Origin of the sequence: Thermaerobacillus caldiproteolyticus (assembly GCF_013761245.1) — a bacterium.
In the GTDB taxonomy this organism is placed as follows: domain Bacteria; phylum Bacillota; class Bacilli; order Bacillales; family Anoxybacillaceae; genus Thermaerobacillus; species Thermaerobacillus caldiproteolyticus.
In genome coordinates, this window is record NZ_JACDUT010000009.1 from 83,027 (window position 1) to 107,709 (window position 24,683).

At 40.8% G+C, this 24,683-nt stretch carries 21 protein-coding genes; 20 read left to right on the top strand and 1 reads right to left on the bottom strand.

The genetic code is table 11. The features are described 5' to 3' along the window. Positions 1-351: 351 nt before the first annotated feature. Positions 352-498 (bottom strand): IS3 family transposase, encoded by a 147-nt coding sequence (locus tag HNR31_RS19375; protein WP_181556894.1) that lies wholly within the window; start codon positions 496-498, stop codon positions 352-354. A gap of 163 nt (positions 499-661) precedes the next feature. Here HNR31_RS19375 and HNR31_RS19160 point away from each other — a divergent pair, with 163 nt between their 5' ends. The 20 genes from HNR31_RS19160 to HNR31_RS13920 all read left to right on the top strand — a co-directional run bounded on the left by HNR31_RS19160 (position 662) and on the right by HNR31_RS13920 (position 24,364). Then, on the top strand, positions 662-2,707 hold the full coding sequence (locus HNR31_RS19160) for a sigma 54-interacting transcriptional regulator (RefSeq protein WP_181556810.1): 2,046 nt from the start codon (positions 662-664) through the stop codon (positions 2,705-2,707). Positions 2,708-2,822: 115 nt separating this feature from the next. Continuing rightward, on the top strand, positions 2,823-3,818 hold the full coding sequence (dhaK, locus tag HNR31_RS13830) for a dihydroxyacetone kinase subunit DhaK (RefSeq protein ID WP_181556811.1): 996 nt from the start codon (positions 2,823-2,825) through the stop codon (positions 3,816-3,818). A gap of 53 nt (positions 3,819-3,871) precedes the next feature. After that, positions 3,872-4,501: a dihydroxyacetone kinase subunit DhaL gene (gene dhaL / locus HNR31_RS13835; RefSeq protein WP_181556812.1), complete on the top strand. Its 630-nt coding sequence runs from the start codon at positions 3,872-3,874 to the stop codon at positions 4,499-4,501. After that, entirely contained in the window at positions 4,498-4,890 is a 393-nt protein-coding gene (gene dhaM, locus HNR31_RS13840; protein WP_181556813.1) for a dihydroxyacetone kinase phosphoryl donor subunit DhaM, read from the top strand. Before dhaL ends, dhaM begins: the two co-directional genes overlap by 4 nt. Before the next feature lie 24 nt (positions 4,891-4,914). Next, positions 4,915-5,175, top strand: a complete 261-nt coding sequence (locus HNR31_RS13845) for an HPr family phosphocarrier protein (RefSeq protein ID WP_181556814.1) — start codon at positions 4,915-4,917, stop codon at positions 5,173-5,175. 420 nt (positions 5,176-5,595) lie between these two features. Beyond that, the gene (locus HNR31_RS13850) at positions 5,596-7,440 is read left to right on the top strand and encodes a sigma-54-dependent Fis family transcriptional regulator (RefSeq protein ID WP_181556815.1); all 1,845 of its coding nucleotides are present in this window, start codon (positions 5,596-5,598) and stop codon (positions 7,438-7,440) included. 184 nt (positions 7,441-7,624) lie between these two features. After that, positions 7,625-8,620: a thiamine pyrophosphate-dependent dehydrogenase E1 component subunit alpha gene (locus HNR31_RS13855; protein ID WP_181556816.1), complete on the top strand. Its 996-nt coding sequence runs from the start codon at positions 7,625-7,627 to the stop codon at positions 8,618-8,620. 22 nt (positions 8,621-8,642) lie between these two features. Beyond that, positions 8,643-9,677, top strand: coding sequence for an alpha-ketoacid dehydrogenase subunit beta (locus HNR31_RS13860; RefSeq protein WP_181556817.1), 1,035 nt, complete (start codon positions 8,643-8,645; stop codon positions 9,675-9,677). Positions 9,678-9,768: 91 nt separating this feature from the next. Continuing rightward, positions 9,769-11,001, top strand: a complete 1,233-nt coding sequence (locus tag HNR31_RS13865; RefSeq protein ID WP_181556818.1) for a dihydrolipoamide acetyltransferase family protein — start codon at positions 9,769-9,771, stop codon at positions 10,999-11,001. A 431-nt stretch (positions 11,002-11,432) separates the two neighbouring features. Continuing rightward, positions 11,433-11,879, top strand: coding sequence for a DMT family transporter (locus HNR31_RS13870; RefSeq protein WP_181556819.1), 447 nt, complete (start codon positions 11,433-11,435; stop codon positions 11,877-11,879). 247 nt (positions 11,880-12,126) lie between these two features. Further along, a complete protein-coding gene (locus HNR31_RS13875; RefSeq protein ID WP_181556820.1) occupies positions 12,127-13,017 on the top strand; it encodes a nitrilase-related carbon-nitrogen hydrolase in 891 nt (296 codons plus the stop codon). Between the two features lie 73 nt (positions 13,018-13,090). After that, a complete protein-coding gene (locus HNR31_RS13880) occupies positions 13,091-14,446 on the top strand; it encodes an NAD(P)-dependent oxidoreductase (RefSeq protein ID WP_181556821.1) in 1,356 nt (451 codons plus the stop codon). A gap of 32 nt (positions 14,447-14,478) precedes the next feature. Further along, a complete protein-coding gene (gene preA, locus HNR31_RS13885) occupies positions 14,479-15,762 on the top strand; it encodes an NAD-dependent dihydropyrimidine dehydrogenase subunit PreA (RefSeq protein ID WP_181556822.1) in 1,284 nt (427 codons plus the stop codon). Positions 15,763-15,805: 43 nt separating this feature from the next. After that, on the top strand, positions 15,806-17,224 hold the full coding sequence (gene hydA, locus HNR31_RS13890) for a dihydropyrimidinase (RefSeq protein ID WP_181556823.1): 1,419 nt from the start codon (positions 15,806-15,808) through the stop codon (positions 17,222-17,224). A gap of 329 nt (positions 17,225-17,553) precedes the next feature. Beyond that, entirely contained in the window at positions 17,554-19,008 is a 1,455-nt protein-coding gene (locus HNR31_RS13895; RefSeq protein ID WP_181556824.1) for an NCS1 family transporter, read from the top strand. A gap of 13 nt (positions 19,009-19,021) precedes the next feature. Next, the gene (locus HNR31_RS13900) at positions 19,022-19,255 is read left to right on the top strand and encodes a hypothetical protein (RefSeq protein ID WP_181556825.1); all 234 of its coding nucleotides are present in this window, start codon (positions 19,022-19,024) and stop codon (positions 19,253-19,255) included. Positions 19,256-19,324: 69 nt separating this feature from the next. Next, the gene (locus HNR31_RS13905; protein ID WP_181556826.1) at positions 19,325-19,552 is read left to right on the top strand and encodes a hypothetical protein; all 228 of its coding nucleotides are present in this window, start codon (positions 19,325-19,327) and stop codon (positions 19,550-19,552) included. Between the two features lie 125 nt (positions 19,553-19,677). Continuing rightward, entirely contained in the window at positions 19,678-21,276 is a 1,599-nt protein-coding gene (locus HNR31_RS13910; RefSeq protein WP_181556827.1) for a PucR family transcriptional regulator, read from the top strand. Between the two features lie 243 nt (positions 21,277-21,519). After that, positions 21,520-22,986 carry a CoA-acylating methylmalonate-semialdehyde dehydrogenase gene (locus tag HNR31_RS13915; RefSeq protein ID WP_181556828.1) on the top strand — a complete coding sequence of 489 codons (1,467 nt, stop codon included), beginning with the start codon at positions 21,520-21,522 and terminating at the stop codon, positions 22,984-22,986. 25 nt (positions 22,987-23,011) lie between these two features. Next, positions 23,012-24,364, top strand: a complete 1,353-nt coding sequence (locus HNR31_RS13920; RefSeq protein ID WP_181556829.1) for an aspartate aminotransferase family protein — start codon at positions 23,012-23,014, stop codon at positions 24,362-24,364. The last annotated feature ends 319 nt before the right edge of the window (positions 24,365-24,683 follow it).

Consider the following 24,683-nt stretch of genomic DNA (forward strand, 5'->3'; position numbering starts at 1 on the left):
TGGTTTGTCCTTGTCGCTTGTGTAATAAGCGAAGTAGGTACGTTTTTACTGTCTGTATGGCGCATTATAGAATATTATACTGGTTTTACTTGGACTAACGTTTGGCTTTCATATACATAATAATTAGTATTAATTTTACAAGTTATCTATCATTCATCGTTTTGTGCCAAATAAACTTTTCGTAAATCAAGCGCCTGTGGATGGTGCTCCCAAAAGTAGACAGTATAAGTTGTAGGAGGAATCAGGGGGAATCGCTCTGATTCCTTTTCTCATCTTTTCGTGAATGGCGATCAAGATGTGATAGTCCTCATGTGCTTGTTATTTTACTTGTTTGCATAGATGGTTGATCATTTAAAACCATTGTATACGTTGGCCATGATAATACCGAATGTAATTATGAATCAAGTTTTTTGCATTCTCTATGTTTTTTACCGTTTGTAATTCGTGAATATCTGTTTTTAGATAGGAGAAGAAGTTTTCAATGTAGGCACTGTATATGTTTAGGTGTAAGTTTACTCAAGTACAGTTTGTGAGTTAACGTTATTATCATGATTTTATAGGTATTTACTATTTTCGACCTTTTAACAAAATGTTGCGATAAATCAAAACTTCAAGTAATCTTACCGTTTTGTATATTAAAATAGGAATGAGGAGGGATTTTATGTTCATAAAATTGAGAGTTTACAAAAAGAATGGTCTTCATGTTCGCATGGCGGCAGCATTTATTTCAATGCTGCAAAAGTTAATTCAGAATAAAGAAAAGTTAAAAAGAGCGTACGTTTTATATCATGATAAAAAAGTACAGGTTAACAATTTATTATCTTTAGTTTCCTTAAAAATTGGACAAGGAGAGGAATTTATTCTTTGCTTTGAAGAAGAAGTAGACGAGGAAATTGTCAATCAAATTAAAAATTTCTTTGAACAAACAGATCAAGAAGATTCCCAGCAGACCGAAGCAGATCGTCTTCTCATGGAGAATTCCATCACCCTTCACGAGGCTGTATCAGCCTTACCCAATGGGATCGTTGTTGTGAACAGCGACAATATGATCACCTATGTCAATGCAGCCGCTGCAAAATTGTTAGAAAAAGATCCGCATGAGCTTATCAATCAACGTGCTGATGAAGTGATTCCCCATTCAAGATTGCATAAAGTAATGAAGACGGGAAAAATGGAAGTCGCCAAAAAACAAAAAATCAATCATCATACATTGTTGACAACCCGTTCACCAATTACTTTGAACGGAAAAACAATTGGGGCTGTTGCTATATTCCAAGATATTTCTAGTATTGAGAAAATCAGCAAGGAATTAAATGAAGTGAAAGAGATGCAGCAAAGATTACATCTTGTTTTAAAGTCTGTTTCTGATTTAATCGGGTTGACGGATAAAGATGGAAATTTTATATACTGGAACGATGAAATGGATGTTTTGTTAAGTAAATTAAACGGTGAAAAAAATATTCAATCATTCATTGGCAAAAATGTGTGGAAAAATATGAAAGATGTCCAAAAACAGTTTATGAAAGTAATTCAAGTAAACAATCAATCTAGTTATATTACAAAAGTAAACCCGATTATCGTTGACAATGAGTTTCGCGGGACAGTTACGACCATGACTCGTTTCGATGATATTAAACAGCTCCTCGATAAAATTGACCTTATGGAGCAAAGAACGAAATACTTAGAACAGGAACTGTCAAAACATCAAGGATTCGATATGGCATTTCATAAGATCATTGGAAATAGTGAAACATTGAAAGATTCCTTAACCATCGCAGCAAAAGTCGCAAAAACAAATTCTACGGTGATCATTACAGGAGAAAGCGGAACAGGAAAAGAACTTGTTGCTAGGGCAATACATGAAGCGAGTGAGAGAAAGAACAACCCCTTTATTCGAGTGAATTGTGCGGCGATCCCGCCTCAATTGATTGAGAGCGAATTGTTTGGCTATGAAAAAGGAGCCTTTACTGGCGCGTATAAAACACATCGTGGGAAATTTGAACTTGCTAATAAAGGCACGATTTTTTTAGATGAAATCGGAGATTTAAGTTTGGACTTACAAGCAAAAATTTTACGAGTTTTGCAGGAAAAAGAAGTAGAAAGAATAGGTGGTTTCGCCCCGATTCAGCTTGATGTTCGAGTGATTGCCGCTACGAACCGCGACCTCAAAAAAATGGTGGATGAGGGCAGTTTTCGAGAGGATCTTTATTATCGTTTAAACGTAGTGCCGATTCATTTACCACCTTTAAGGGCGCGAAAAGAAGATATTCCTCTCTTAGTGGAGGCTTTCCGGAAACAACTGAATGATAAGTTGGGAAAAAATATCAAAGGGTATGAAAAGGGATTTATTGAGGCTTTATGCAGTTACCACTGGCCCGGGAATATTAGAGAATTGCAAAATGTTATTGAACGGTTATTTAATCTCGCGGATGGAGATATTTTGCTTTGCAAGGATTTGCCTCATTACATCTCGGATCCTCAATTTTTTGAAAATAATGAAGCGAAACAAAAACAGAACTTAACCTTTGGCAGTAAAGTGCTGACTTTAAAAGAATATGAAAAACAAATTTTTTCTTTTGCTTGTCAACATTATCCAAGCTATAACCAGCTGGCGAAAGCGCTTGGGATCACTCATAAAACAGCGGCTAAAAAAGTAAGAGAATATGGATTGGAGCATTTAGTTGGGAAAAAGTATCAAGGAAGTTGATCATTTTTACCAATGAATTCACTTCTTAACATATGAAAACGTATTCATGAAGCGTTTTCATTTTGGCATAATTCTTGCATTAATAAAAAGTGAAGTTCAAAAGGGAGGAATTTCTATGAAAAAATTAATGAATGATCCCAATCAAGTTGTCAAAGACATGCTGGCCGGGATGGTGGCGGCTCATTTCAATCAAATTAAACGATTGCCAGATACAACTGTCATCGTAAGAAAAGATGCACCTATTCAAGGAAAAGTAGGCTTGGTAAGCGGCGGAGGAAGCGGTCATGAGCCTGCACATGCCGGTTATGTTGGAAAAGGAATGTTAGACGGAGCCGTATGCGGAGAAGTTTTTACTTCCCCGACCCCTGATCAAATTTTTGAGGCAATTAAAGCGGTTGATAGCGGAAAAGGTGTATTGCTTATTATTAAAAATTACACTGGAGATATTATGAATTTTGAAATGGCTGCGGAAATGGCGGAAGCGGAAGGTATAAAAGTAGCGAAAGTGGTTGTTAATGATGATGTAGCTGTGGAGGATAGTACATATACGACAGGCCGCCGCGGTATTGCGGGGACTGTTTTTGTTCACAAAATTGCCGGTGCATTAGCTGAACAAGGCGCGACATTAGAAGAAGTAGAGGCCGTTGCCAATAAAGTTGTGAAAAATGTGAGATCAATGGGAATGGCATTGACCCCATGCATCGTTCCAGCAGCAGGAAAACCTGGATTTGAACTTGGGGAAAATGAAATAGAAATTGGGATCGGAATTCATGGAGAACCTGGAATTGAAAAAACACAAATTCAACCTGCGGATGAAATCGTACAAATTCTCCTTGGAAAAATTTTAGATGACTTAAAACTAGAGAACAACGACAAGGTTGCGGTCATGATTAATGGTCTCGGTGCAACGCCGTTAATGGAACTATATATTATGAACAAAAAAATCTCCGAGATTCTAAAGGAAAAGAACATTCATGTACATGAAACTTTTGTTGGGGAATTTATGACTTCGCTTGAAATGGCTGGCTGCTCTATTTCGTTATTAAAATTAGACGATCAACTAATTGAATTGTTAGATGCACAAGCGGACACAATCGTGTTCAAAAAATAGCAATCTCGCTTTCATACAGTCTGTCATTAGAAGAAATATGAGGAGAGATGATCATGACTTTTGGCGTTGAACAAGCTGAAAAATGGATAATTACTTTTAACGATAAAATCCAAGAAAATAAGGAGTATTTAACGGAACTAGATCAAGCGATTGGTGATGGTGACCATGGATTGAATATGGCCCGGGGGTTTCAGGAAACCGTCAATAAAATTACTTCAGTCAATTATGACGACCTTGGATCTTTGTTTAAAGATGTTGGCATGACGTTAATTGCTAAGGTTGGCGGAGCTTCAGGCCCGTTATATGGAACAGCTTTTATGAAAGCTTCGCTTGCTTTAAAAGATAAGAAGAAAGCCGATGTAAAGGAGCTAGTGGAGGCATTAGCCGCATCATTAGATGGTTTAAAAACTAGAGGAAAGGCGCAAGTAGGAGATAAAACGATGATCGATGTTTGGGAGCCCGTTATTGAATTTTTGACAAACAGTGAAACGATTCAACCAAAAGAACTGTCTGTTTTATCTAAAGAGAAAATGGAATACACAAAAGAGCTGGAAGCCAAAAAGGGACGTGCAGCTTATTTAGGAAAGCGTTCCATTGGTCATATTGATCCGGGAGCAGCTTCATCGTATTTATTGTTTGTTTCTTTGGCAGAAGTGTTTACCGGAGGAGAGTTGTCCTCATGAAATATGTAAGTCTTGTATTAATTTCACACAGCTATGAAATTGTAAGCGGATTAAAAAAGCTCCTGAATCAAGTTCAACCGGATGTGTCTGTGGCCATCGCCGGCGGTGCGGAGGGCGATATCGGCACAAATGCATTAGACATAAAAAAAGCAATTGAATCGGTCTATTCTGAGAAAGGCGTTGTCATTTTATTTGATTTGGGCAGCGCGCTTATAAACGCAGAAATGGCGATTGAGATGCTTGAGAAAAAAGAAAACATTATCATAGCCGATGCTCCGTTAGTTGAAGGAGCCTATGCAGCTGTCGTTGAAGCTGGCTGCGGAAGCTCAATCGAAGAGGTCGTTCGAGCTAGTGAGAGTGCAAAGGAACTCGCTAAATTAAATGACTAACGAGAATACATGGGAGTGAACACAATGATAGAAAAAGAGATTAGCGTAATCATTGAAAACGGCCTTCATGCTAGACCAGCAGCAGATTTTGTAAAAAAAGTAAATCAGTATAAAAGCAAGGTTGAGTTAGTGAAAGGCGAAAAGAGGATTAACGCGAAAAGTATTCTTAATCTTATGAGTATTGCCGTCAAAGAGGGACAAACGATCAAAGTAATCATTGATGGAGAAGATGAGAAAGAAGCTTTAGCATTTGTCGAATCTTTCCTTCAATCAGGTAAAGAATAGTTTTAAACTTGGTTAATTTGGAAGCTCTCAGGGAAAGGAGCATGTGACAGATTATTCTAATCGTGAAGAAAGTATCTCCAAACGCCTTTGCGAATGGAGTAGAGGGTGTAGGGTTACACCCAGTTAAGCTGAATATAAATTAGCAGAGAATAATGTTTAATGAGAATTTTTAACTTAATTGAATATATTAAACATATTTATAACCTGATTGATACGAAAGAAGAAATGAAAAAAGAAAGCAGGGGACTGCAAACGACCGCAACTACATCAGTTGCGGTTATTTGTTGTCTTTTTAATTTTGAAAAATCCATTTGTTTAAAGAGGAATCCATTTTTTCGGAAAGTATATATTTAAGTAAGGAATGCTGCTTGGCGATGATGCAGCTGTGAAACAAAACAATCTCCTTGTAGGAGGGAAGATATGAAAGTCGTTGACCCATTAAAGCAAGAAATTTGGGAACGGTTTGTTCGAGAAGGTGCACTCGATCCTGTGAGAATGAACAAAAGGATTGCGGAGTCATGGTGCTTATGTCGTCAATCCGGAGTAAATCCTTATGATGGAAAAGGCAAGGTCATTTTAAATCAAGATTCACTCATGAAACGCAAAAAAAGGAATCAAAAATTGTTGCATATGGCTATTCCCTTTTTAGAAAATTTACAAAAGGTTTTTGAGAAAACAAAATCTATTTTTTTGCTTGTAGACCGTGACGGTTATGTTTTGTATGCAAAAGGGAATCAACAGACATTAAAGATGGCTGAATCTATAAAATTTGTGGAAGGGGTCAAATGGACAGAAGATGAAGTCGGAACGAATGCCATCGGCACTGCTGTACGAATCAGAGAACCCATTACGGTTGTCGGCTTGGAACATTATTCTGTCGCTTCCCAGCAATGGGTCTGTTCCGCAGCTCCTATCTACAATGAGCAAGGAGAATTTGTAGGCATCATTGATGTTTCTTACCCCATTGATGATCATTGCCATGAACATATCCTTGCGACTGTTATTTCTGTAGCTTATGCCATTGAACAACGATTTCACATCCAGTCGAAAGAAGATGAATTGGAGTTATTAAAACAGGCTCCAAGCTTTGAAAACCCCGATTTGCCTATCGTCTTATGTAATGAAAAAGAAAAAATTGTTTGGACAAACCACTGTTTACGTCTTTCTCTCTCCAATTGGCAGGATATGTACTTAGAGGATCTTTACCATCAAGATTGGCTCATCCAAACGAAATTCCCAATTTACTCGACCATTCATCATGGTGTAATCGGTTACCGAATCAGCATCAAAAAAAAGAAAGAAAAGAAGAGGCAACATAGCTCAATGATCTTTCAATTTGATGGTGTAAAAGGAACAAGCAAGATATTTGAAAATGTTATCAAATGTTGTGAAAGAGCGGCGAAAACAGACGTAACTGTTCATATTACCGGAGAGACCGGCACAGGGAAGGAAATCGTTGCCCGTTCGATTCATTTGAACAGTCCGAGGAAAAACGGTCCTTTTATCGCCATTAACTGCGGCGCCATTCCAAAAGACTTAATCGGAAGTGAATTGTTTGGCTATGCAGAGGGAGCGTTTACCGGTGCAAAACGCACGGGGCATAAAGGAAAGTTTGAACAGGCAAATGGAGGCACTCTTTTCCTTGACGAAATCGGTGAAATTCCCTATGAGATGCAGGTTGCCTTGCTGAGAGTTCTGCAGGAAAAACAAATCGTTCCGATTGGCGGAACAAAGCCGATTCCGCTTGATATCCGAATTATTACCGCCACACATCGAAATCTACATGAACTTGTTAGGACGGGAAAGTTTCGCGAAGATTTGTTTTACAGAATTTATGTCTATCCGATACATGTCCCCCCATTAAGACAAAGAAAAGAAGATCTTCCATCCTTCATTCAATACTACTGTGAAAAAAATGACTGGCCCATCACATTTACTCATGAGGTAATGGAAATTCTTATGAAGCATGATTGGCCGGGGAATATCCGGGAATTGTTTAATGTATTAGAACGGATCCGTGTGCAATATGAGGAGAACCTTCCGGATGCCTCCATCATACATTCTATGTTGACACATTGGAATAAATGGGAGGGAAGTGAATTTATCAAAGATTCCCGAAAGCTGTCTTTTCGTGAACAAATGGAGAAGAATTGCATAATGGATATGCTGGAACAAACAGCAGGAAACGTAACAGCTGCCGCTGCCAAATTGAATATTCCGCGCAGTACGTTTTATCGGAAACTGAAAAAATACGGATTATCATGAGACACATTGAGACAGAATGAGACGATGTATCAAATTGTCTCATCTCATGGAGGAATTCAAGGGAGGGAGATATAAAAAAGCGCTTACAATTGTAAGCACTTTTTTATTGGTATGATTCTTGCATTACTTAGATATGAAGGGACTTTTCCCTAAATTAATATCAAAACGATAGGAGGAACAAATCATGACAGTGATGAAACCGGAAATGAAAAGTCTCACCCGTGAGAAAGCGAAGTGGATGTACGAGAAAATGTGTGAAATCCGCCAGTTTGAAGACAAAGTCCACGAAATCTTCAGCAAAGGTGTCTTGCCTGGATTTGTTCATTTGTATGCCGGCGAAGAAGCGGTAGCCGTCGGGGTTTGCGCTCATCTCGACGAAAAAGACAGCATTACCAGCACCCATCGCGGACATGGTCATTGCATTGCCAAGGGTTGTGATCTTAATGGAATGATGGCTGAAATTTACGGGAAAGCAACCGGGCTATGCAAAGGAAAAGGGGGCTCCATGCACATTGCCGATGTGGAAAAAGGTATGCTTGGTGCGAATGGGATTGTCGGTGGTGGATTTCCTCTTGCGGTGGGAGCCGCTTTAACAGCCAAATTGAAGAAAACAGGAGCGGTTGCTGTTTGCTTCTTCGGTGATGGCGCCAACAATCACGGTACTTTTCATGAAGGAATCAACTTAGCAGCGATTTGGAAACTTCCTGTCATTTTCGTAGCCGAAAATAACGGTTATGCTGAAGCTACTCCTTTTGCCTATGCATCGAGCTGTAAGAATATCGCTGACAGAGCAATAGCTTACAACATTCCGGGAGAAATCGTGGATGGAAAAGATGTTGTCGCCGTATATGAAGCGGCTGAGCGCGCGATCTTACGGGCACGAAACGGGGAAGGTCCGACCTTAATTGAATGTAAGACATATCGAAACTACGGCCATTTTGAGGGTGACGCTCAAAAATACAAAACAGCTGAAGAAAAAGAAAAACATATAAAAGAATGGGACGCCATAGCCAAGTTCCGCCGCTATGTTTTATCACAGCAATTATTAACTGAACAGGAATTACATGAGATTGAACGTAAAGTAATCGAAACCGTTAAAAATGCAGTTGAATTTGCTGAACAAAGCCCGTTTCCTCAAGCTGAAGATCTCTTAAAAGATGTATATGTTTCCTATCAATAATGAATATGGAGGTAGATGAAGCATGACAAGAAAAATTTCTTTTTCAGAGGCTATTAATGAAGCAATGAAGCTAGCCATGCGCAAGGATGAAAATGTCATTCTCTTAGGTGAGGATGTTGCCGGAGGTGCGGCTGTTGATCATTTACAGGATGACGAGGCGTGGGGAGGTGTCATGGGGGTTACGAAAGGACTTGTTCAAGAATTTGGCAGAGACCGTGTCTTGGATACACCGATTGCCGAAGCGGGATATATCGGGGCTTCTGTTACGGCAGCAGCAACAGGACTACGGCCGATTGCGGAATTGATGTTCAATGATTTTATCGGTAGCTGCCTTGATGAAGTCATGAATCAAGCAGCAAAGCTTCGCTATATGTTTGGTGGAAAGGCAAAGGTACCGCTAACGATACGGACGATGCACGGTGCTGGATTCCGGGCAGCCGCTCAACATTCGCAAAGTCTGTATGCGCTTTTTACACATATACCAGGTTTGAAAGTCGTCATTCCTTCTACACCTCAAGATGCGAAAGGTCTTCTACTTTCCTCCATTTTCGACGATGATCCGGTGATCTTTTTTGAGGACAAAACGCTCTATAACATGAAGGGAGAAGTAGAAGAAGGATTTTACACCATTCCGATTGGCAAAGCCGACATAAAAAGGGAAGGAAGTGACCTCACGATTGTGGCAATAGGAAAACAAGTACACACCGCACTGAAAGCAGCTAACATGCTTGCGGACAAAGGAATCGAAGCAGAAGTGGTCGATCCGAGAAGTTTGTCGCCGCTCGATGAAGAAACCATTTTATCTTCTGTAGCAAAGACAGGCCGACTGATCGTTATTGATGAAGCTAATCCAAGGTGCAGTGCGGCAACTGATATTTCCGCGCTTGTGGCTGATAAGGGATTTGATTATTTAGATGCTCCAATAAAAATGATTACTGCTCCCCACAGCCCGGTTCCGTTTTCGCCTGTTTTAGAAGATCTCTATTTGCCAACACCTGAAAAAGTACTCAAGGTAGTAGCGGAAATGATTGGGGATGAAACGATCGTAACTGTTTAACAATCAACCTTTGATCGCGTGTTGCCAAAAAACATAATGAACGAAATAGCAACACGCACTCTTGTTATAGGTGAAAAGGGAGTGATGAAGAATGCCTGTTGAAATTTTTATGCCAAAGCTAGGAATGAGTATGGAAGAAGGAACGATTGTTGAATGGTTAAAAAAGAAGGGGGATCCAGTCAAAAAAGGAGAATCCGTGGTTGTCATTAGTTCCGATAAAATTGAGAAAGATATCGAAGCGCCGGAGGATGGAGTATTATTGGAAATTCTCGCTGAACAGGATGAAACGGTTGCGGTTGGCAAAGTGATTGGCTATATCAGCCAGAAGAATGAAGTTGAACGTGATCAATCAACAACAACGATGAAACAAGCAAATCTAGAAGCGGCTATTTCCGTCGAGACAATGAAGCCATTGGAAGCTGTAAGACGAAAGCCGCGAGTTTCCCCTGCTGCTAGGAAACTAGCACTCGAAGCAGGGATTGATCTTAATAGTATTTCAGGGTCGGGTCCACAAGGAAGAATTACAAGAGCAGATATTGAAAAAGCGATTCAAGCGAAACGTTCAGGCTCCGATCTTCAGCGGAAAAAGCAACTGGAAATCGCCACGATGCAGCAAAAAACAAACAATCACACGGGAGTTACGGTAAAACCTATAACCGGGATAAGGAAAGTGATCGCAACAAGAATGTTCACAAGCCTTCAGCAAACCGCCCAGCTTTCCATTCATATGCGAGCAGATGTCACAGAGTTGCTCGAAATACAGAAAAAAGTCAGGGCTGATTTTCTAGATGAACATGGCGTAAAACTGACGATAACGGATTTTATCGCTCGAGCGACAATCTTGGCATTACTCGCCCACAAGCAGATGAACAGCATATATCAAGACGAACATATTCATACGTATGATTCAGTTCATCTCGGGATCGCCGTAGCGTTAGAAAACGGTCTTATTGTTCCTGTCATTTCCCATGCGGAAAAACTGTCCGTTAAGGAAATTTCCGCAAAGATAAAGAATTTGAGCCTGCGGGCAAAAGAAGGAAATCTAGAAAGCGAGGAAATGAAGGGATCCACCTTCACGATTACGAGTCTTGGTGCTTATGGAGTCGAATTTTTTACCCCGGTACTAAATCCGCCGGAGGTAGGAATTCTCGGTGTTGGAACCGTTACGGACACCCCTGTTTTTGTTGGAGATGTAGTGCAGCGTCGCAGCCTTCTGCCGCTTAGTCTAACATTCGACCACCGTGTCATTGATGGTGTGCCCGCCAGTAAGTTTCTTTCTACCATTAAAGATTATCTGGAAAAACCATATAAAATGTTGATTTAATAGTATCAAACAGGATCATTGATGATTGATTCAATCATATAAAAATAGCTAATGTAGAACTAGATAACATAAGAGCGATTTTAGGAAGTTATTTCAAAAGAAAATCGCTAATTTGGACATTTTTGTTCAAAATTAGCGATTTTTTTATTTTAGGATTTTAATGCAATTAATATCATCTTATGTTCTCTTGTTTTGCAGCCTTACTCCACAGGCTGAAAGTAGCCGCACAAAATTTTCCACGTGAATCGGTGCGTTAACGAAAGGTAACCTTTTCGGATCTTTACACCGATTTTTATGGTGAGTTCGTCGTATTTTTCTTCTAGTGTTTGTTCAAATATTGACATAAAATTATTATAATGATTCAGTTGTTTACAATTTTGGAAATAAAAATATGACGGGGTGTAATTAATCACTTATTAGGAGGGAGAAAAATGAAGTTTTTGTATATCCTTTTAGCTTTGTTAGGCGGAATGATGGCGGGGATTCAGGCACCTATAAACGGAAGTCTCGGCAAAAGAATAGGCAGTGTTGAAGGAGCATTTACTTCATTTTTTGTCGGAACGCTGTTTTTAACACTTTTGGTCTTATTTTTTGGAAAAGGACAAATCACTCATTTATTTCAAGTACCTAAATGGAATTTACTTGGTGGTTTATTAGGGGCACTTTTCGTGACTTTTGTTGTTATTTCTGTACCGAATGTAGGGGTGGCTTTAACCATCTTTGCGGCGATCATTGGCCAAATTGTCATTAGCATTATCATTGACCATTTTGGTTTGTTCGGCGTACAAAAAATTCCGATGAATGCAAACCGCCTGCTTGGTCTAGCGTTAATGTTGGCGGCTCTGTTCTTTATTTACCGGGGCAGCGTGTCATCATAGAACAGAAAAACTTTACATAATGAAAAACAACTTCATCGATTTATTTAACAAAGTGTATAATGAAAAGCTTATTTCGCCTAAGTAAAATATTCTTAAAGTTATAATTTTTCTGTCAAATACAAAAAGAAAAGGGAGGTGCTTATCTTTCTATTATTTCAAAAATGTATGAAAACGCTTACTTTTATAGGTTTATAGAGTAAAATAAATCGCCAATTCTCGAAATATAAAAAAGTAGGAGGATGGAACAATGCCAGATCAAGTAAAAATTGGTCTTATTCAAGCTTCGCATGATGTTCATGGGGACGAACCAGTGGAAGTGCACAAAGAAAAGGCAATTGAAAAACATGTAAAGCTGGTCAAGGAGGCCAAAGATCGGGGAGCGCAAATCATTTGTTTGCAAGAAATCTTTTATGGCCCATATTTTTGTGCGGAGCAAAATACAAAATGGTATGATGCCGCGGAGGAAGTTCCGAACGGACCAACAACAAAAAGATTTCAAGATTTGGCGAAGGAGCTCGGTGTTGTCATTGTGCTGCCAATCTATGAAAGAGAAGGAATTGCCACTTATTACAATACAGCGGCTGTGATCGATGCAGACGGTACGTACTTGGGCAAATACCGGAAACAGCATATTCCACATGTTGGTGTCGGTAATGAAGGCTGCGGCTTCTGGGAAAAATTTTATTTCAAACCAGGAAACTTAGGATATCCGGTATTTGATACAGCATTCGCCAAAGTAGGAGTCTACATCTGTTATGACCGCCACTTCCCGGAAGGTGCGAGAATCCTAGGATTAAAAGGTGCTGAAATTATTTTTAACCCATCGGCAACAGTGGCGGGTCTATCAGAATACTTATGGAAACTCGAACAACCTTCCCATGCGGTCGCAAACGGATATTATGTCGGCGCGATTAACAGGGTCGGATATGAAGCGCCTTGGAACATGGGAGAGTTTTACGGCCAATCTTATTTAGTAGATCCAAGAGGAAATTTTGTTGCGATGGGAAGCCGTGACAAAGACGAAGTTGTTGTCGGCGAAATCGATAAAAAGATGATTCGCGAAGTCCGTGATACTTGGCAGTTTTATAGAGACCGCCGCCCTGAAACTTACAATGAAATGACGGCACTCCTACCATAAAGCATAATCCAAAAAAGGGATTAGGGTTCACCTCTATTCCCTTTTTTTAAAAATGAAAAAGGAGGTTGTTTTGATGAACATCTCGTTACTCGATCTGAAAAAAAACTTTCAAGAAGTGGAACCGGGTTTGACAGACCGGGAAGCCATTGAAGAAGCCAACCGATGTTTGTATTGTTACGACGCACCTTGTATTAAAGCTTGTCCCACCGGGATTGATATTCCAGCTTTCATTAAAAAAATTGCGTCAGGAAACCTAAAAGGATCGGCAAAAACAATTATGTTGTCTAACCCTGTTGGAGCGAGCTGCGCAAGAGTATGTCCGACGGAAGAATTGTGCGAAGGTGCCTGTGTGCTGAACCATTCAACCAAACCGATTATGATTGGGAATCTGCAGCGTTATGCAACAGACTGGGCGATTCGAAATGAAGCAGTGTTATTCCAGGCTGGAAAGAAAAACGGAAAAACGGTAGCTGTCGTCGGCAGCGGCCCTGCAGGATTGTCTGCAGCAAGAGAATTGGCGCGAATGGGATACGAGGTCACGATTTTTGAAGCAGAAAAAGAAGCTGGAGGACTTAATACGTACGGCATTGTTTCCTTCCGGTTACCGCAAAACATATCGTTTTGGGAAGTGAATCAAGTCAAAAGTTTAGGGGTAGAAATCCGTACAAATACAAGAGTGGGAAAAGACGTTCCCGCTCAGGAACTTTTAGACAACTATGATGCAGTTGTTTTGGCTGTTGGAATGGGCAAAGTACCGATGCTAGGCATTGAAGGAGAAGACTTGGACGGCGTATACGATGCGATTGAATTCATTAAAGAAACAAAAACAAAACAATTGACCGATAAGCTGGTGGGTAAAAAAGTCGTTGTGATCGGTGCCGGGAACACCGCAATTGACGGTGCGACCTGTTCGGTACGATTAGGGGCGGAAAATGTGAAAATTTTATACCGCCGCACAAAAGAAGAAATGACAGCTTATGATTTTGAATACGAATTTGCTAAACAAGACGGTGTCGAGTTTCGCTGGTTAACGGCTCCGAAGCGGATTATCGGCGATGAAAACGGCAAGGTCACCCATATTGAATGCATTCGTATGAAGTTAGGTGAACCGGACCAAGACGGACGCCGCCGTCCAATTCCAATTGAAGGATCGGAATTTGTCATGGAAGTAGATGTTGTTATTAAAGCGATCGGCCAGACACGCCACCTTGATCTCATTGAGGAATTCGGCTTAGAACATAACGGCGGCGTGGTGAAAGTGGATCCGAAAAACTATCAAACATCCAACAAAAAAGTTTTTGCCTGCGGTGATGTCATTTTTGGCAAAGGACAAGGCGAAGCAATGGTTGTCACAGCCGCCCAGCAAGGAAAAGAATCGGCTTATGCTATCCATCAACATTTAACACAAGCAGTGAGTGAAACTACCTGATACAGCAATTTTTAAAAGAGGAGGGCTAGAAAATGGCAGATTTAAGCATTAATTTAGCGGGGATAAAGTCTCCAAATCCGTTCTGGTTAGCTTCCGCACCGCCGACAAATTCCGGTTATCAAGTGCAAAGAGCGTTTGAGGCTGGCTGGGGAGGAGCGGTTTGGAAAACGCTCGGCGAACCGATTTTAAATGTGTCATCCCGTTTCGCTGCAGTAAGCTTCAACGGACAGCGTGTCGCCGGCTTTAACAATATTGAGTTAATTACCGACCGCCCGCTTGAAGTTAATTTAAAAGAAATCTATGAAACGAAAAAGCGTTTTCCGGATCGGGCATTGGTGGCATCGCTTATGGTCGAACCAAAACGGGAAAAATGGCATGAAATTGTAAAACGGGTAGAGGATGTCGGCGTAGACGGACTGGAACTGAATTTTGGCTGTCCTCACGGGATGGCAGAACGCGGAATGGGCTCAGCTTCAGGGCAAGTACCTGAACTCGTTGAAAAGCAAACGTATTGGGTAAAAGAAGTGGCACAGACTCCGGTAATCGTCAAGCTGACACCGAATATTACGGACATCACCGCGACAGCCGAAGCTGCTGTGCAAGGCGGAGCCGATGCCATCAGTATGATTAATACGATCAATAGTTTGATGGGGGTTGATTTAGATACATGGAACACCATTCCGCACGTTGCTGGAAAAGGAGCACATGGAGGCTATTGCGGTCCGGCCGTCAAACCGATTGCGTTGAACATGGTCGCAGAATGCGCGCGCCATCCACGGATTAATGTGCCGATCTCCGGCATGGGCGGTGTATCAAGCTGGCGGGAAGCGGCTGAATTTATGCTGATGGGAGCAACCGGCGTTCAAGTGTGTACAGCTGTGATGCATCACGGATTCCGGATTATTGAGGATATGATTGAAGGTCTTAACCATTATCTCGATGAAAAAGGCATTGCGTCTGTCATGGATCTTGTCGGAAAGTCCGTCCATAAATACTCGGATTGGGGCAATCTTGATCTCAATTATAAAGTGGCGGCCCGCATTAACACGGACGTCTGCATTAACTGCAACAAGTGTTATATCGCCTGTGAAGATGCATCCCATCAATGCATTGACCGCTTAACGGATGAAAATGGAAAAGAATATTTAAAAGTACGCGAAGATGATTGCGTAGGCTGTAATTTATGTTCCATCGTATGTCCAGTTGACGGTGCCATCGACATGGTCGAAATTCCGAGTGAACATCCGCCGATGACGTGGAACGAACGGCAAGCCGCCATCGGCGCATTAGCCAGTTGCAATGTTGACGTAAAATAAACTTTTAACATGACTAGATCCAAACAAAAAAGGGGGATGCCAAGTGAAAAAGATTGTTAAAAACGGAACGATTGTCACGGCAACCGATACGTATAAAGCTGATTTGTTGATTGAAGACGGGAAAATTGCGATGATTGGCCGAAATTTAGACGAAAAAGACGCGGAAGTGATTGATGCAAAAGGATGTTACGTATTTCCGGGCGGCATTGACCCGCATACGCATTTAGATATGCCGTTTGGCGGCACGGTAACAAAAGATGATTTTGAATCGGGAACGATCGCAGCGGCATTTGGCGGAACGACAACGATTATTGACTTTTGTTTAACCAATAAAGGCGAGCCATTGAAAAAAGCAATTGAAACTTGGCATAACAAAGCAAAAGGAAAAGCGGTCATCGATTATGGGTTCCATTTAATGATTAGTGAAATTAACGACGATGTGTTGGAAGAACTGCCGAAAATCATAGAAGAAGAGGGGATTACATCGTTTAAAGTGTTCATGGCGTATAAAAATGTATTCCAAGCGGACGACGGCACTTTATATCGCACGTTGGTAGCTGCAAAAGAACTTGGCGCACTTGTGATGGTTCATGCCGAAAATGGTGATGTCATTGATTATTTAACGAAAAAAGCGCTCGCTGATGGCAACACCGATCCGATTTACCATGCGCTGACTAGACCTCCGGAAGTGGAAGGAGAGGCGACAGGACGCGCATGCCAATTAACGGAGCTCGCCGGTTCTCAACTTTATGTCGTTCACGTTTCCTGTGCGCAAGCCGTTGAAAAAATTGCTGAAGCTCGCAACAAAGGATTGGACATATGGGGAGAAACATGTCCGCAATATTTAGTTCTAGACCAATCTTACTTAGAAAAGCCGAACTTTGAAGGAGCGAAATACGTCTGGTCTCCTCCACTCCGTGAAAAATGGCATCAAGATGTGTTGTGGAACGCCTTGAAAAACGGCCAATTGCAAACGTTAGGTTCCGACCAATGCTCCTTTGACTTTAAAGGCCAAAAAGAACTTGGCAGAGGCGATTTCACGAAAATCCCGAACGGCGGACCAATGATTGAGGATCGCGTAAGTATTCTCTTTAGTGAAGGTGTGAAGAAAGGAAGAATTACATTAAATCAATTTGTCGACATCATGTCTACAAGAATTGCGAAACTGTTTGGATTATTTCCGAAAAAAGGAACCATTGCTGTGGGAGCTGATGCAGACTTAGTTATTTTCGATCCAAATGTTGAGCGGGTGATTTCAGCTGAAACCCACCATATGTCAGTCGATTACAATGCGTTTGAAGGAATGAAGGTGACGGGCGAACCAGTGTCCGTACTTTCTAGAGGAGAATTTGTCATTCGTGACAAAACATTTGTCGGAAAGCCGGGTTACGGTCAATATTTAAATCGGGCAAGATACGGAAACTACGCTGTTTCTAAGCGAGATGAGAAATTAACTATTTAATAGGATGGGCGATTCATGAGGTACGTTGCTCAGGCTGTACTCTAAAATAATGATCAATCTTATCACCCGATATGAATCACTCTATGCAATGGCTTGACCTTTAATCTCGTTCTAATCGGCGGTAAGTCTTCCTCCTTTATAGGTTGGAGATCACCGCCGCATTAGTGGGGAGGCTCGAATCCTCTCACAGCTGAAACTTTGCATTTATCGCCAAACGATGAGAAGGCAAGCAAACGCACTGTTCTGCAAACCAAGGCTTTTAATAAAAAGCTAGATTTAAGGAGTGATGGCATGAGTAAAAATCTAATTATTTAAAATCTCCGGACCTTTTGCCAGTCCCACACAGCGATAAAACAATTGGTGCGTTAGGGTTCGCATTAATTTGGATTGGCATGGCGGTAGTGCTTGCAGCGTTTGCCATTGGCGGTGCTGGTGTACAACATTTATCTCTCGGTTGGGTTATATTGGCAACAATTATTGGTTCGGCGGCGATTGGTTTATTTATGACAATTATTGGAGATATCGGCATTGAGCATGGTTTATCGTTCCCTGTCTATATGCGCGCACCATTTGGAACGATTGGTACGCACATCCCTTCTGTCATTCGCGGATTTGCTGCTTCATGTTGGTTCGGCATTAATACGTATTTCGGATCGACAGCAATGAACGGCATATTAAATATTTTGTTTGATTTTGATAACTGGTTTTTGTGCTATATCATTTTTGCGGCTGCCCAATTAATCAATACAGCCCTAGGAATTAAAGCGATTGAACGATTTGCGGATTTGGCCGCGCCGGTCATTATTATCATTTCTGCTTGGATGTACACAACGCTTTCTGAAAAGGCGTTAGAAGAAGGTCGTCATATTTGGTCCTGGGTGGAAAACCCCGTCACCGGCAGGGCGGCTATCACAGCATTTATTGTCGTGATTATGAGCAATATGGGATTCTGGTCTACACTTGCTGCGGATATGCCTTCGATTTCAAGGTTCATTAAAGCGCCAAAGTATGAAAAAAATTGGTTTAAACGGAATAAAGCATCACTTGTTGGTAATATATTAGCTTTAACCGTTACACAAACGTTTATGGTTATTATCGGAGCAGTTTCCTATATCGCGCTCAAAAACTATGATCCTGTGGTTGCTCTTCAAGAGGCAGCCAGCGGTTTTATTCTTGGTGTCTTGTTGCTCATGATTGTCCTCGCACAATGGTCAACCAACACGTCAGCAAATGTAATTCCGGCAGCAACAATTTTCTCCAATGTCGGCGGTCCAAAGTTTCCGTTTTGGGCAGGGGTATTTGCCGCAGGATTCATCGGAACTATTGTTCAACCTTGGAGTTTATTTAACATTATCATTCCGGCACTGTTAATCTGTGGCGGTGTATTATCAGCTATTGTCGGGATTTTGTTTGCAGACTACTACCTGCTTCGCAAACGGCGTGTCAATGTATATGACCTTTATAAAGAATATGGACAGTTCCGTTATTTAAATGGTTTTAACCTTGCTGGATTTATCGCTTGGATTGTCGGAGGAACAGCAGCCTATTTCCTTACAAACTATTCATTTGTCGTCGGTTTCCTCGTCGGTGCGGTATGTTATTACTTTTTGGCGAAATATTGGTGGTTCCAAAAATATAAGCAAGCAGAAATTGAAGATCCGAATGAGGAAAAATATTTAGGGATAACTGTAGGAAGAGATTGGAGAATTGAAGATAATGATGTGGTACCATCTTCTGTCGTTGTAGTAAACACGAGCGGGAATGCAAATGTTTCGTTAGATTAAAGGAGGAAGAGGGATGTCTTATCAAGAATTTTTGGAGGAAAGGGATCAAATCGACTATTTGATCCAACAAGGTTATTACATGAAAAATGTCAATGAAAATTTAAGCGGAGCGTTTGTGGAATTTGAATTAAAAGAACCGGATCTTTCCGGCAAAAAGAGTTTTACAGAAACATTGCACATCAAAAACGCCGATGCCCGCAAATATTTTTCTTCTCTATTAATTCAACAAATGAAACAAGCTCAGTAACTTGGTAATGAGTCGCAAGTGTATCTATAAATTTCTTAATATTCAAATAATTATAGGAGGGGAATTAGTGTGGAATTTTCTTTAAAAGCGAAGGATAGTGCTTTCCCATGTGAAGTGACGATTGATGAGGACAACGGCAGATACATGATTCGAAAAGCCGATACGAGCGGGGAAGTATTTAACACACCGGAAGAACTTGTGCAATGGATTATTGACAATTGGAACAATGACGATTTTCAAGACCAAGAACAGTTCGATTGGATGATGAAAGAAATTCAAGTCTATATTTCCTATTAGTCAGTAATGAGAAGAGGGATTGGTAGGCAACCAGTCCCACTTTTTCTGTTTAGCAGGAATACGCTATGTTGTACTGAATATTATTACTATACACATTTTCCCGAACTCTAAAGGGGTGAAAAGAGGTGCATGAAAATTTTCAATTCACCGTTTCAGATATTCTCAAAAGGAGGCATTTTGAGCATGTTCAAGTGGTAGCTGGATATGAGGGGCTAAATCGCACAGTGAAATGGGTGCATATTGTTGAAGTTACAAAAATTAACAAACTATTAAATGGGAAAGAACTCATCTTATCCACAGGAGTAGGATGGAAGGAAAACGAATCATTATTCAGATCTTTTCTGCAGCAATTGATTGAATGCGATGCTTCAGGATTATGTATTGAAATGGGGACCTATACTTCTTCTATTCCGCAGGAAATCATTGATTTGGCTAATGAACACCACTTTCCACTCATTCTCTTTTTAAAAGAAGTTCCATTCGTCGAAATCACCCAAGATATCCACGCTTACTTAATTAATCAGCATTATCAAATGATCTCTAATTTAGAATCGTATTCGCAGCAATTAAACAAAAAATTGTTGTCGATTGAGCATTATGATGAGATTTTAAAATTTCTGCACAACTATTTAGGCCATCAAGTTGTTTTTCGGATGAACGGAAAAGAAGCGGAGTTTGTACCAGAACATGTGGAGCTTTCTGCAGTAGATCAACTGTCCCAACAACCAAAAAAGACGGCTTCTCAACCGATACAGCTTCTTGGCAACGAATATGCCGAATTATCCATTGTTTCATTAGAAAAAGAAATTAGTGAATTCGATCTTCTGATTTTAGACCGGACGGCTACTGCTCTGGCCCAACACTTGTTACGCGATTTATATGTCGAGGAAAAAAAGCGGGCGCAAGAAAATGAGTGGCTAAAGGGTTGGTTGGAAGGAGAACATAGCAACGAAGCCATTTACGATTATTTAACAGACCACGAACCAGAATTAAAGCCAAAAGGTGGGTTTGTAAGTATTTGTAAATTCAAGTCGTTGAGGCAATACTCGAACCTAGATATTACTTATTTTAAATTATTGTTTCGAACCATTTTTGAACAACAAGGCTTCTATACATTTTCTGTTGATTTTCGCAGCAGCGTCATCTTCATTATGTTGAACAAACGCGGCATAAAAACATGGAAAAATCGCATGAAAACAGGAATTCAACGCTTGATCGAGTCTGATTTTGTGAATAAAAAAAGGGTGCCGTGTTTTTTTCTAGGTGTCGGAAAATTTGTGGAAAAACTCTCCCATATGGACAAAAGCTACCGAACCGCATTTGAAACGATTAAAATTCAACACCAACTCGGGAAAAAAGCAAATAGCCATTTTTATGAAGATTTACATATGTACCGGATTATTTCCCTTATTCATAAATACAGCGATTTGAATGAGGTCGTGATGGAATATTTAGAACCTGTCATCCAATATGATAAAAAGTATAACGGCAAACTGATGGAAACACTAAAAATTTATTTGGCATGCAACGGCTCGAAAAAAGAAACGGCCAAAAGACTATTTGTGGTCAGGCAGACGCTTTATCATCGTATTCAAAAGCTGGAAAAATTGTTGGGCGACGATTTTATGAATCCGGAAAAACGTTTAGCTATTGAATTTATGATTAAAGCATACGAATATTTAACACCGAGCGACGAAAATCAATATGTTCAAAACGACAAATAGAACTCTTCTACAAAAGTAGGGGAGTTTTTATCTTTTTTGTTTGCATCACGTATCACCCAGTTTTAGGTGGTACTATACCCCTTTTTCAAGCTCCTTGAATAGTTAAAAATTGATTGTCATATTGTGGAATGAATACATCTAGAATTTTTACATTGTGTCTAATGAAGACCTTTATAAATTGAGAGATAATTTCATTAAAATAAAATAATTTAAAATAGTCTAATAAATGGGAGGTCTGCTGTTATGACAGTAACGAAGAACGAAACAACGGTCTTGAAAAACTTTATTAATGGACAATGGGTAGAATCAAGCGGAACAGAAACGTTGGATGTTCCAAATCCAGCGACGGGAGAAGTGCTGGCAAGAGTCCCTATTTCCACGCAAGAAGATGTAGAGAAGGCTGTTCAAGCCGCGAAAAAAGCGTTTGAAACATGGAAAAATACTCCCGTACCGAAACGGGCGCGGATTATGTTCAAATTTCATCATTTACTGAATGAACATCATGAAGAGTTAGCAAGGCTTATTGTTCAAGAAAATGGAAAAGCATACAAAGAAGCGTATGGTGAGATTCAGCGCGGAATTGAGTGTGTGGAATTCGCTGCAGGAGCTCCGACATTAATGATGGGTGAGTCACTTTCTGGGATTGCTGAAGATATCGATTCGGAGATGTTCCGTTATCCGTTAGGGGTTGTCGGTGGGATTACTCCATTTAATTTCCCAATGATGGTGCCGCTCTGGATGTTTCCATTAGCCATTGCTTGCGGGAATACGTTTGTGTTAAAACCGTCCGAAAGAACCCCGATCTTAGCCAACAAATTGGCCGAGTTATTTACGCAAGCCGGCGCGCCGGAAGGAGTTCTGAATGTCGTTCACGGAGCTCATGATGTTGTGAATGCCCTCATTGATCATGAGGATATTAGAGCCATTTCCTTTGTCGGCTCCCAACCTGTCGCCAAATACGTTTACGAACGTGCAGCTGCCCAAGGAAAACGCGTACAAGCGCTTTCCGGTGCGAAGAACCATCATATCATCATGCCAGATGCGGACATAGAGATAGCGGCACAACATATCATCAGTTCTGCCTTTGGAAGCGCAGGACAGCGTTGCATGGCTTGCAGCGCGGTCGTAGTCGTCGGGGAGAATGATAAGTTTGTTAAGGTTTTAAAACAAAAAGCAGATGAGCTCATTGTCGGCAATGGCATGGATGAAGAAGTGCTTTTAACTCCTGTCATCCGTCAATCTCACCGCGAGAAAGTGTTAGGATACATTCAAAAAGGAATTGAAGAAGGAGCGATATTAATTCGGGACGGACGCAAAGAAATGGACGAAATGACGGAAGGAAACTTCCTTGGTCCCACGATTTTTGACCATGTCATACCGGATATGACGATTGCCAAAGAAGAAATTTTTGCTCCTGTTCTCAGCTTGTTGCGTGCAGAGGATTTAGATGAAGCACTCGAGTATATTCGCAAATCAAGATATGGAAACGGCGCGACGATTTATACAAAAGACGCAAAAGCCATCCGCAAATTCCGCGAAGAAGCAGATGCTGGAATGTTAGGAATCAATGTCGGCGTACCGGCGACGATGGCATTCTTCCCGTTCTCCGGATGGAAAGATTCCTTTTACGGTGATCTTCATGTGAACGGAAAAGACGGTGTGAACTTCTATACACGCAAAAAAATGATTACCTCTCGATTTGATTTTTAATTTGTGTAGAAAGAAGGGGAAAGAGATGGTTCAAACCGACCAAAGCCAACCATTGTTGGCTAAAGATGATCAATATATATGGCATTCAATGAAACCGTACAATCCTGATGCAACGTTAGTAGTGACAGAAGCGAAAGGCTGTTGGGTGACGGATCACACGGGGAAAAAATATTTAGACGCCATGGCAGGCTTATGGTGCGTCAATGTCGGGTACGGTCGCGAGGAATTGGCCAAAGCGGCCTATGAACAACTAAAGAAACTTGCTTATTTTCCGCTCACGCAAAGCCATGTGCCTGCGATTCAATTGGGTGAAAAATTGAACGAACTTCTTGGCGATGAATATGTCATTTTCTTTTCTAACAGCGGATCGGAAGCAAATGAAACGGCGTTCAAAATCGCAAGGCAATATCATCAACAAAGAGGCGAACATAACCGCTATAAAATTATCTCCCGTTATCGGTCGTATCATGGAAATTCTATGGGAGCGCTTGCCGCAACAGGCCAGGCGCAGCGGAAATATAAATATGAACCGCTCGCTCCCGGTTTTATTCACGTAGCGCCTCCAGACAGCTACCGTGACGATGATCAGGCGGAAAATCCGAGAGATCTGAAATCGGTGAAAGCAATCGATGATGTGATGACGTGGGAATTGAGCGAAACGATTGCAGCGGTGATCATGGAACCGATCATCACTGGCGGGGGAGTACTGATTCCGCCTGAGGGATATATGAAAGCTGTGAAAGAAGTGTGTGAAAAACACGGTGCCTTACTGATTGTCGATGAGGTTATTTGCGGTTTTGGACGGACGGGCAAACCGTTTGGATTCATGAATTACAGTGTGAAGCCGGACATCGTTACAATGGCGAAAGGAATTACAAGCGCTTATTTGCCGTTATCGGCAACGGCCGTCAGAAAAGAGATTTACGAAGCGTTCAAAGGAACAGAAGAATATGATTACTTCCGCCATGTCAACACATTCGGCGGCAATCCGGCAGCATGCGCACTAGCCTTAAAAAACCTAGAAATTATGGAGAAAGAAAATTTATTCGAGCGTTCAAGAGAAGTTGGTGAACGATTGTTAAACGAGTTAAAAAATAAACTGAAAGATCATTCTTATGTTGGCGACGTTCGCGGAAAAGGCTTGTTAATTGGAATTGAATTGGTGGCCGATAAAGACACAAAAGAACCGCTTGATGTGTTACTCGTCAATAAAGTGATCGGTATTTGCAAAGAAAATGGACTGATTATCGGTAAAAACGGTACGACGGTTGCCGGCTATAACAACGTTTTGACATTGTCACCACCATTGAATATTGAAGAGGAAGATCTCTCATTTTTAGTGAAAACATTAGCAGAGGCATTATCGCAAATCAAGTAATAAATTGACGGACAGGGACGGCACTCGCAATCGTTGTCAGGAGATTGCGAGTGCCATTTTTAGATAAAAAGAGTCCTACTATTCCTGCAAAAACGTTCTAACTAGTTTTGTCTAAAAAGGAGGAACAGCAATGAGAATCGGTATACCAAAGGAAATAAAAAATAATGAAAACTGATTTTATACTCAGAATATATTCGTTACCGTGCTACTTTTCATTTTATACGGATTTAGCGTTACATGGTTAAAAATCATATACCCAAAAAACGTAATTGAAATGAAGAAAACGACTTAAATAAAAACGAACTTCTCTTCAAAAGGA